Origin of the sequence: Nocardia sp. NPDC004568 (assembly GCF_040609955.1) — a bacterium.
Classification (GTDB): domain Bacteria; phylum Actinomycetota; class Actinomycetes; order Mycobacteriales; family Mycobacteriaceae; genus Nocardia.
Genome location: NZ_JBEXLL010000141.1, coordinates 1 through 7,365, shown reverse-complemented (window position 1 = coordinate 7,365; position 7,365 = coordinate 1). Strand labels below are relative to the sequence as shown.

Below are 7,365 nucleotides of genomic sequence, written 5' to 3'. Positions count from 1 at the left end.
CGCCCCCCACCGGTCCCGCGCCCGGGGCGCCGGCATACGCGAACGGGCGGGAGCGTCGGATGACGCTCCCGCCGTTTCGCGGTGCGGTATTCCGGAGAGCGCTTACGCGTCCTCTTCCAGGAGGTTGCGGGTGCGGTTCGGGTCCACCGGGATGCCCGGTCCGGTGTTCGTCGAGACCGTCACCTTCTTGACGTAACGCCCCTTGGCGGTCGACGGCTTGGCGCGCAGGATCTCGTCCAGCGCGGCGCCGTAGTTCTCCACCAGCTTGCTGTCGTCGAACGACGCCTTACCGATGACGATGTGCAGGTTGGCCTGCTTGTCGACCCGGAAGTTGATCTTGCCGCCCTTGATGTCGTTGACCGCTTTGGTCACATCGGTGGTGACCGTGCCGGTCTTCGGGTTCGGCATCAGACCGCGCGGGCCCAGGACACGCGCGATACGGCCGACCTTGGCCATCTGGTCGGGGGTGGCGATCGCGGCGTCGAAATCCAGCCAGCCGCCCTGGATCCGCTCGATCAGATCCTCGGCGCCCACGGCGTCGGCACCGGCGGCTTCCGCCTCGGCCGCCTTCTCACCGGCCGCGAACACGATGACGCGGGCGGTCTTACCGGTGCCGTGCGGCAGGTTCACGGTGCCGCGGACCATCTGGTCGGCCTTACGGGGATCGACGCCGAGCCGGATGGCGACCTCTACGGTCGCGTCCGTCTTGGTGGTGGAGGTCTCCTTGGCCAGCCGCGCCGCGGCCAGCGGCGAGTAGAGCTTGCTGCGGTCGACCTTCTCGGCAGCGGCGAGGTACGCCTTGCTTCGTTTTGCCATGTTTCTCTGTCCTGTTTCTATTGGCGGCGCTCCCGGGGCGCTTCATGGTTACGCAGGCAACCGCCTGCGCGCCCGGCGCTCACGCCGCGAAGTCGTGGTTCAGCTGTGGTTATCGGGCCTGGCCGGCCCTCCCACCGAAAGCGGGATCGGCGAAATCAGCCGTGTGTGCTGTCGGATGCGCGCACCCGTGGGCGACACTCAGCCTTCGACGGTGATACCCATCGAACGCGCGGTGCCCGCGATGATCTTGGCCGCCTGATCGATATCGTTGGCGTTCAGATCTTCCTGCTTGGTCTTCGCGATCTCGCGCACCTGGTCCATGGTCACCTTGGCGACCTTGTTGCGATGCGGCTCGGGCGAACCCTTCTGCACACCGGCGGCCTTCAGTAGCAGCTTCGCGGCCGGCGGGGTCTTCAGCTTGAAGTCGAAGGACCGGTCCTCGTACACCGAGATCTCGACCGGGATGACGTTGCCACGCTGCGACTCGGTCGCGGCGTTGTACGCCTTGCAGAACTCCATGATGTTGACGCCGTGCTGACCGAGCGCCGGACCGACCGGCGGAGCCGGGTTCGCGGCGCCGGCCTGGATCTGAAGCTTGATGATCCCGGCGAGCTTCTTCTTCTTGGGGGGCATCTTTCTTTCCTAGGGTGTGGTGTTCCTTGCTCTCTGCAAGCTCCGACCCGGGACCACGGCCCCGGGAAACACAGGCGCCGCCTAGATCTTGGCGACCTTGGTGAATTCCAGCTCGACCGGGGTCTCGCGTCCGAAGATGGAGACGAGCACCTTGAGCTTCTGCTGTTCGGCGTTGACCTCGGAGATGGTGGCGGGCAGGGTCGCGAACGGACCGTCCATCACCGTCACCGATTCGCCGACCTCGAAATCGACCTCGATGGTGGGCTTGGCCTTGACCTCGCCGCCGACGGCCTCGGTACCGGCCGCGGCGGCGGCCGGCGCGGCCGCCTTCTTCTGCTGCGAGGCCGGCACCAGGAATTTCACCACTTCGTTGATGGTCAGCGGCGAGGGGCGCGAGGTCGCGCCCACGAACCCGGTGACGCCCGGCGTATTGCGGACCGCACCCCAGGACTCGTCGTTCAGATCCATCCGGACCAGGATGTAGCCCGGCAGCACCTTGCGGTTCACGCTCTTGCGCTGGCCGTTCTTGATCTCGGTGACCTCTTCGGTGGGCACCTCCACCTGGAAGATGTAGTCCTCCAGGTCCAGGTTCTGCACACGGGTCTCGAGATTGGTCTTCACCTTGTTCTCGTAACCGGCGTAGGAGTGGATGACATACCAGTCACCGGGAGCGCGGCGCAGCACGGCCTTCATCTGCTCGACCGGGTCCGGCTCCTCCGCGTCGGCGGTTGCGGGTGCGGCCTCGTCGGCAGCCTCGGGCTCGGCGTCGGACGCCGGCTCCTCGACGGATACGGCAGCCTCCTCGGCCGCCTGATCGTCGACCGGGAACTCGTTGGTGGTGTCGTTCTCCGGGGTGCTCACTGGGCACTCGCTTCCTGTGTCGTCACGTGCATCCTCTGCGTGCCGGGTTCGGGCGCGGCGTAGGACTTGCGTCCGGCCCGCGGCGCGGATCGGTTCACGGCGCCGGTGTCACCTGGCTAACCGAACAACCAGTCGACACCCTTGATGAACGCCAGATCCAACCCGCTGATGAACGCGACCATGAAGATCACGAACACCAGAACAACGGTCGTATAGGTGACCATCTGCTTCCGGTTGGGCCAGATAACCTTCCGCAGTTCCGCGATCACCTCACGCAGGAACTTGAACAAACGCACGAACGGATTGCGTGACCGTTCGCGTTCGCCGCGGCCGGACTTCGACTCGGCCTTACGGGCGGGTCGATCGATGGTCGCGAGCGAACCGGTATCGGACGCGGAGGACGAGACGGATCGACCACGCCGAGCGGAACGCTTTCCGCTCGGCCGCTGTACGGCGGCGGTGTCATCGCCGTCGTCGGCGCCATATCCGCCGCGGCGAGTGTCCCGCTCGTCGGTCACGTCGATCCTCTCTCGTCGCCGTTATCCAGGGCAGGGGCGACAGGACTTGAACCTGCAACCTGCGGTTTTGGAGACCGCTGCTCTGCCATTTGAGCTACGCCCCTTCGGCTGAACCGGACTGTCGTGAGGCCCAGCCACATGCGATATTCAGTTGTCGGTGCTGGTGTCACACAACACGCGCGCCGCCCCGGCAGGTGCCGGCCCCGTGGGCGGGGCCGGTGCGACCGGTCGGTCCGAGCCTACTCAGCCGGTACGGCCGCTGGTCGGAAACCCCGCCTGGAACCAGCCTTGCAGAGCAGCGCGCATCGGCTGGTGACCCCAGAAACCCGAGTGTACGGCACGGCCCGTGACAGAAGCCAATCAGGGTCGCTCGACCAGGTCAGGACAACTGGACGGTTGCCGTGGCCCGGCCGAAAATCTTGCGACCGCCGGATTTGGCCACGATCGCGATCACCGCCGTCCTTGTTTCCGGATCCGTCGACTTGATCTTGCCGGTGAACTCGACCTCGGCCGGGTCGGTGGCGCTCACGAACACCGGGCTGGTGAACCGGACGTTGTATTCCTTCACCGCACCGGGATCGCCCAGCCAGGAGGTGATGAAACCGCCGCCCAGGCCCATCGAGAGCATGCCGTGCGCGACGCAGTTGTCGAGGTCCACCAGCTTGACGACCTCGTCACTCCAGTGGATGGGGTTCGCGTCGCCGGAGACACCGGCGTAGTTCACCAGGTCACCGCGGGTCAGCTGGACGATCCGGGCGGGCAGTTCGTCACCGACGGACACCTCGTCGAACGACCGGGCGAACCGGGTCGGCACGATCTCGCCGACGGCCGGCGCGGGAACGACGTGGCGGGTACGCGGGGTGTGATCGGGAACCGCCGCGTCCATCCCGTGCATGAGCACCTTGCGGACGGCCTCGTTGAGATTCGGATCGATATCGCCACCGCTACGGCCGACCAGCGTCGTGTAGGTGGTGAGCACCAGCTCGTTGTGCTGGTCGGTGACGATGTTCTTGGTGACGATGATGTCGCCGCCGAACGCCTGCCGGAAGGAATGCAGGTGCACATCGCAGATCAACTGGTCACCGACCACGATCGGGCGGTGGAACTCCAGTATCTGGTCGGTCTGCATGATCTGGCTCAGGTCGTAGCCGGTGACGACCGTCTCGAACAGTTTGCGCTGTGCCAGGATCCCGACGAGGGAGATGAAGGTGAGCGGGGCGACCAGGCCGTCGTAGCCGAATTCCAGGGCGACATCTTCGTCCCAGTGCGCCGGATGCCCGTCCTGCACGGCGCGCGCGTATTCGCGCACCTTCTCGCGGCCGACCTCGTAGTAGTCGTCGACACGATAGTGGTGACCGACCATGGCGGCCGCGTGGGCGGCGGGATCGAAATCCGTATCCGTCGCGACCGCTTCGTCTGTACCGGTGTTGATTGTCACGGGAGGACTGTACCTATCTGACCCCGCAGCACGGAGTCTGCACGGCGGCTGGGCGTCGGGCCCGTAGATAGAGTCGGCGTGACCGAAAGGGCCGAGCAGCCGCCTGATCATCACCGCGGCCGGTGATCGGCCGTAGTGTCGGTGGTTCGCGTAACCACCAGAGGACCAGGACGCCGCCGTCGAGTAGGAATACGAACCCCGCAGCGCCCCCGGTCGCCTGACCGGAATCCGGCGAAGACCTACCACCGTGGTGCTGTGAACATCCGACACGCCGTAACCGCGCGCGCGGAGGCTCGGGACCCGCTGCTACCGCAGCGGCCTCACGCGAGGATCAGCGAGATTCGCGATGCGCCCGGTGCGTACCGCAGTTCGGGCAGAACTTCTTCAGTTCCAGCCGGTCCGGGTCGTTGCGCCGGTTCTTCTTGGTGATGTAGTTGCGATGCTTGCACTGCTCGCAGGCCAAGGTGATCTTTGGCCGGACATCGGTGGACTTCGCGGCCACGATATGCCTTCTTTCCGGTCAACCAGAGGGTCAATCAGTATGGGTAGCGATGGCCGGACTCGAACCGGCGACACAACGATTATGAGTCGTTTGCTCTACCGCCTGAGCTACACCGCCTTATACGCCATCTGCGACGGCGACGCCGCGGCTTGGAGTGCCGAGTCGGGACACCACCGGCAATCCGGCGAGCCCCCTAACGGAATCGAACCGTTGACCTTTTCCTTACCATGGAAACGCTCTGCCGACTGAGCTAAGGGGGCACGACCTCTCGGCAGCGGGAACCGACGAAGTCCTACCCGTTGCCTCGAAGACTTGAACGAGAGTACACACTGACCACCAAGAGCACCAAACCGAGTGGTCAAAGCCTATTTTCTGGCGAGCGGACCCACCGTACGCCCGGGCGCGGACCGCCCTGGACGAAGAAACCCCCGCCGGTATTCACCGGCGGGGGTTTCCTGGTGGCAGGTGTAGGATTCGAACCTACGTAGGCTTTCACCGACAGATTTACAGTCTGCTCCCATTGGCCGCTCGGGCAACCTGCCTCGTACCGCACTGTCGATCTTCCGATCACTTTTCCAGTGCGCTGAGCAGGATACAACGAACCCGCACCCAGAATGCAAACCCGCTGGCCAGATCCCTCGAACTGCCCCCGATCGCCATGGCCGCACAGCGGCGTCGCACCGACCAGGTAGCTTGCGTAAGCACCCAGGGTGATCCAACAGTGAACAGGAGCGCAGTGTGGCCGATTCATCATTCGACATCGTCAGCAAGGTCGAGCGGCAGGAGGTCGACAACGCCCTGCACCAGGCCGAGAAGGAACTGAACACCCGCTACGACTTCCGGGGCACGGGCGCGGGTATCGAATGGTCCGGCGAGGACAAAGTGGTGCTCACCGCGGAATCGGAGGAGCGGGCGAAAGCCGCGCTCGAGGTGTTCAAGGAAAAACTCATCCGCCGCGATATCTCGCTCAAGGCCTTCGATGCCGGCGAGCCGGTCGCCTCCGGCAAGACCTACAAGATCACCGGGACGTTGGTCCAGGGCATCGACTCCGAGCACGCCAAGAAGATCTCCAAGAAGATCCGCGACGAAGGCCCCAAAGGCGTCAAAGCGCAGATCCAGGGCGATGAATTACGGGTCACCAGCAAGAAACGCGACGACCTGCAAGCCGTTATCGCGCTGCTGAAAGGCGACGATTTCGGGATCGCTCTGCAATTCGTGAACTACCGCTGATCGAGCGCCTGCCGACCCGAGCCCTCAGCGGCCGGCCATCTGCTCCAGGCGCGCGATCCGTTCCGCCATCGGCGGATGCGTCGAGAACATCCGGGCCATCCGGTCACCGGCACGGAACGGATTGGCGATCATCAGATGCGATTGCGCGGTCAGCCGGGGTTCGGGCGGCAACGGCGCCGCCTGCACCCCGAGCTCCAATTTGCGCAGCGCCGACGCCAGCGCCAGCGGATCGCCGGTCAGCTCGGCACCCGACTCGTCGGCCTGATATTCCCGCGACCGCGACACCGCCAGTTTGATCAATCCCGCGGCGATCGGGCCCAGCAGAGAAACCAGCAGAACACCGAAGATGTTCGGCCCGGAATCACCCCGATTCCCGCCGAACGCCGCCGCGAAATAAGCGAAATTCGCCAGCCCGGAAATCACCGCGGCCATCGCCCCCGCGACCGAGGAGATCAAGATATCCCGGTTGTAGACATGAGACAGTTCGTGACCGAGCACGGCCCGCAATTCACGCTCGTCCAAGATCTGCAGAATACCGCTGGTACAGCAGACCGCCGCATGCCGTGGATTACGCCCGGTGGCGAACGCGTTGGGCGCATTCGTGGGACTTATGTACAGCCGCGGCATGGGCTGCCGCGCGGTGGTCGCCAGCTCACGCACTATCCCATAGATGGCCGGCGCCTCGATCTCGCTCACCGGCTGCGCCCGCATCGCCTTCAACGCGAGCTTATCGCTGTTGAAATAGGCGTAACCGTTCATCGCCACGGCGATGAGGACCGCGACGACCAGAATGGTCGTGTTCCGGAACGCTGCCCCCGCCAGAACTATCAGCGCGGAGAGCCCGACCATGAGCCCGAACGTTTTCATCCCATTCGCAAACCCGTGCCCGTGCATAGCACTCCTGTATACGTGGCGCGCGCCCGGACGCGCGAGTTTCGGCCAGAACCGCTACAGGAGGACAACGAGCTCAGCCCGCTCCGAGTTCCGGTGCTGTACTCGTCGGCGGCGCCGCGAGATCGAGGCCCCTCGGTCCCGCCGTGCAGGCGTCGAAACTCGCGCTTCACGCATGCGAGGTGCGGCCGGCCGTCCATGGACTGCGACCATCCAGCACCTTCGGCCGAGGACGGGACGGACCTCGCCCCTTCCAGAACCTCGCTGAACTCGACACCAGAAGGGCCCCACAGTTACTGAAGGCGATCAGCCCCCACGCCGCCCGGGCGGTCGAGTCGTCATCCGATCCGACCATCGAATGCCGACGCAACCCCATGCGTCGAGTCTTACGAGACACCTCCAAGGGTTGAGGCCCGTCTCGCCGTTTCGGCCTCGAAGCGCATGCGCCGCAGGCGCGAGTCTCGAGGCCGAAACGG

The 7,365-nt window shown here is 65.1% G+C and carries 8 protein-coding genes and 4 tRNA genes; 1 reads left to right on the top strand and 11 read right to left on the bottom strand.

The features are described from left to right. Positions 1-102: 102 nt before the first annotated feature. The 10 genes from rplA to ABZV91_RS31645 all read right to left on the bottom strand — a co-directional run bounded on the left by rplA (position 103) and on the right by ABZV91_RS31645 (position 5,310). Entirely contained in the window at positions 103-816 is a 714-nt protein-coding gene (gene rplA, locus ABZV91_RS31690; protein WP_039826906.1) for a 50S ribosomal protein L1, read from the bottom strand. A gap of 198 nt (positions 817-1,014) precedes the next feature. Beyond that, on the bottom strand, positions 1,015-1,449 hold the full coding sequence (gene rplK, locus ABZV91_RS31685; protein ID WP_039826907.1) for a 50S ribosomal protein L11: 435 nt from the start codon (positions 1,447-1,449) through the stop codon (positions 1,015-1,017). 81 nt (positions 1,450-1,530) lie between these two features. Next, positions 1,531-2,310: a transcription termination/antitermination protein NusG gene (gene nusG / locus ABZV91_RS31680; RefSeq protein WP_355249398.1), complete on the bottom strand. Its 780-nt coding sequence runs from the start codon at positions 2,308-2,310 to the stop codon at positions 1,531-1,533. Positions 2,311-2,426: 116 nt separating this feature from the next. Continuing rightward, on the bottom strand, positions 2,427-2,828 hold the full coding sequence (gene secE / locus ABZV91_RS31675) for a preprotein translocase subunit SecE (RefSeq protein WP_355249397.1): 402 nt from the start codon (positions 2,826-2,828) through the stop codon (positions 2,427-2,429). A 31-nt stretch (positions 2,829-2,859) separates the two neighbouring features. Continuing rightward, positions 2,860-2,932, bottom strand: a tRNA-Trp gene (locus ABZV91_RS31670). Between the two features lie 275 nt (positions 2,933-3,207). After that, positions 3,208-4,260: a fused (3R)-hydroxyacyl-ACP dehydratase subunits HadA/HadB gene (locus ABZV91_RS31665; protein ID WP_355249399.1), complete on the bottom strand. Its 1,053-nt coding sequence runs from the start codon at positions 4,258-4,260 to the stop codon at positions 3,208-3,210. A gap of 337 nt (positions 4,261-4,597) precedes the next feature. Continuing rightward, positions 4,598-4,768, bottom strand: coding sequence for a 50S ribosomal protein L33 (gene rpmG, locus ABZV91_RS31660; protein WP_011211653.1), 171 nt, complete (start codon positions 4,766-4,768; stop codon positions 4,598-4,600). Between the two features lie 44 nt (positions 4,769-4,812). Beyond that, a tRNA-Met gene (locus tag ABZV91_RS31655) sits at positions 4,813-4,885 on the bottom strand. Positions 4,886-4,955: 70 nt separating this feature from the next. Then, positions 4,956-5,028: transfer RNA gene (locus ABZV91_RS31650), tRNA-Thr, on the bottom strand. Between the two features lie 196 nt (positions 5,029-5,224). Beyond that, positions 5,225-5,310, bottom strand: a tRNA-Tyr gene (locus ABZV91_RS31645). A gap of 196 nt (positions 5,311-5,506) precedes the next feature. Here ABZV91_RS31645 and ABZV91_RS31640 point away from each other — a divergent pair. Further along, a complete protein-coding gene (locus tag ABZV91_RS31640) occupies positions 5,507-5,998 on the top strand; it encodes a YajQ family cyclic di-GMP-binding protein (RefSeq protein WP_355249396.1) in 492 nt (163 codons plus the stop codon). 24 nt (positions 5,999-6,022) lie between these two features. Here the strand turns inward: ABZV91_RS31640 and htpX are convergent, their stop codons facing one another. Continuing rightward, positions 6,023-6,892: a zinc metalloprotease HtpX gene (gene htpX / locus ABZV91_RS31635; protein ID WP_355249395.1), complete on the bottom strand. Its 870-nt coding sequence runs from the start codon at positions 6,890-6,892 to the stop codon at positions 6,023-6,025. Positions 6,893-7,365 lie beyond the last annotated feature (473 nt).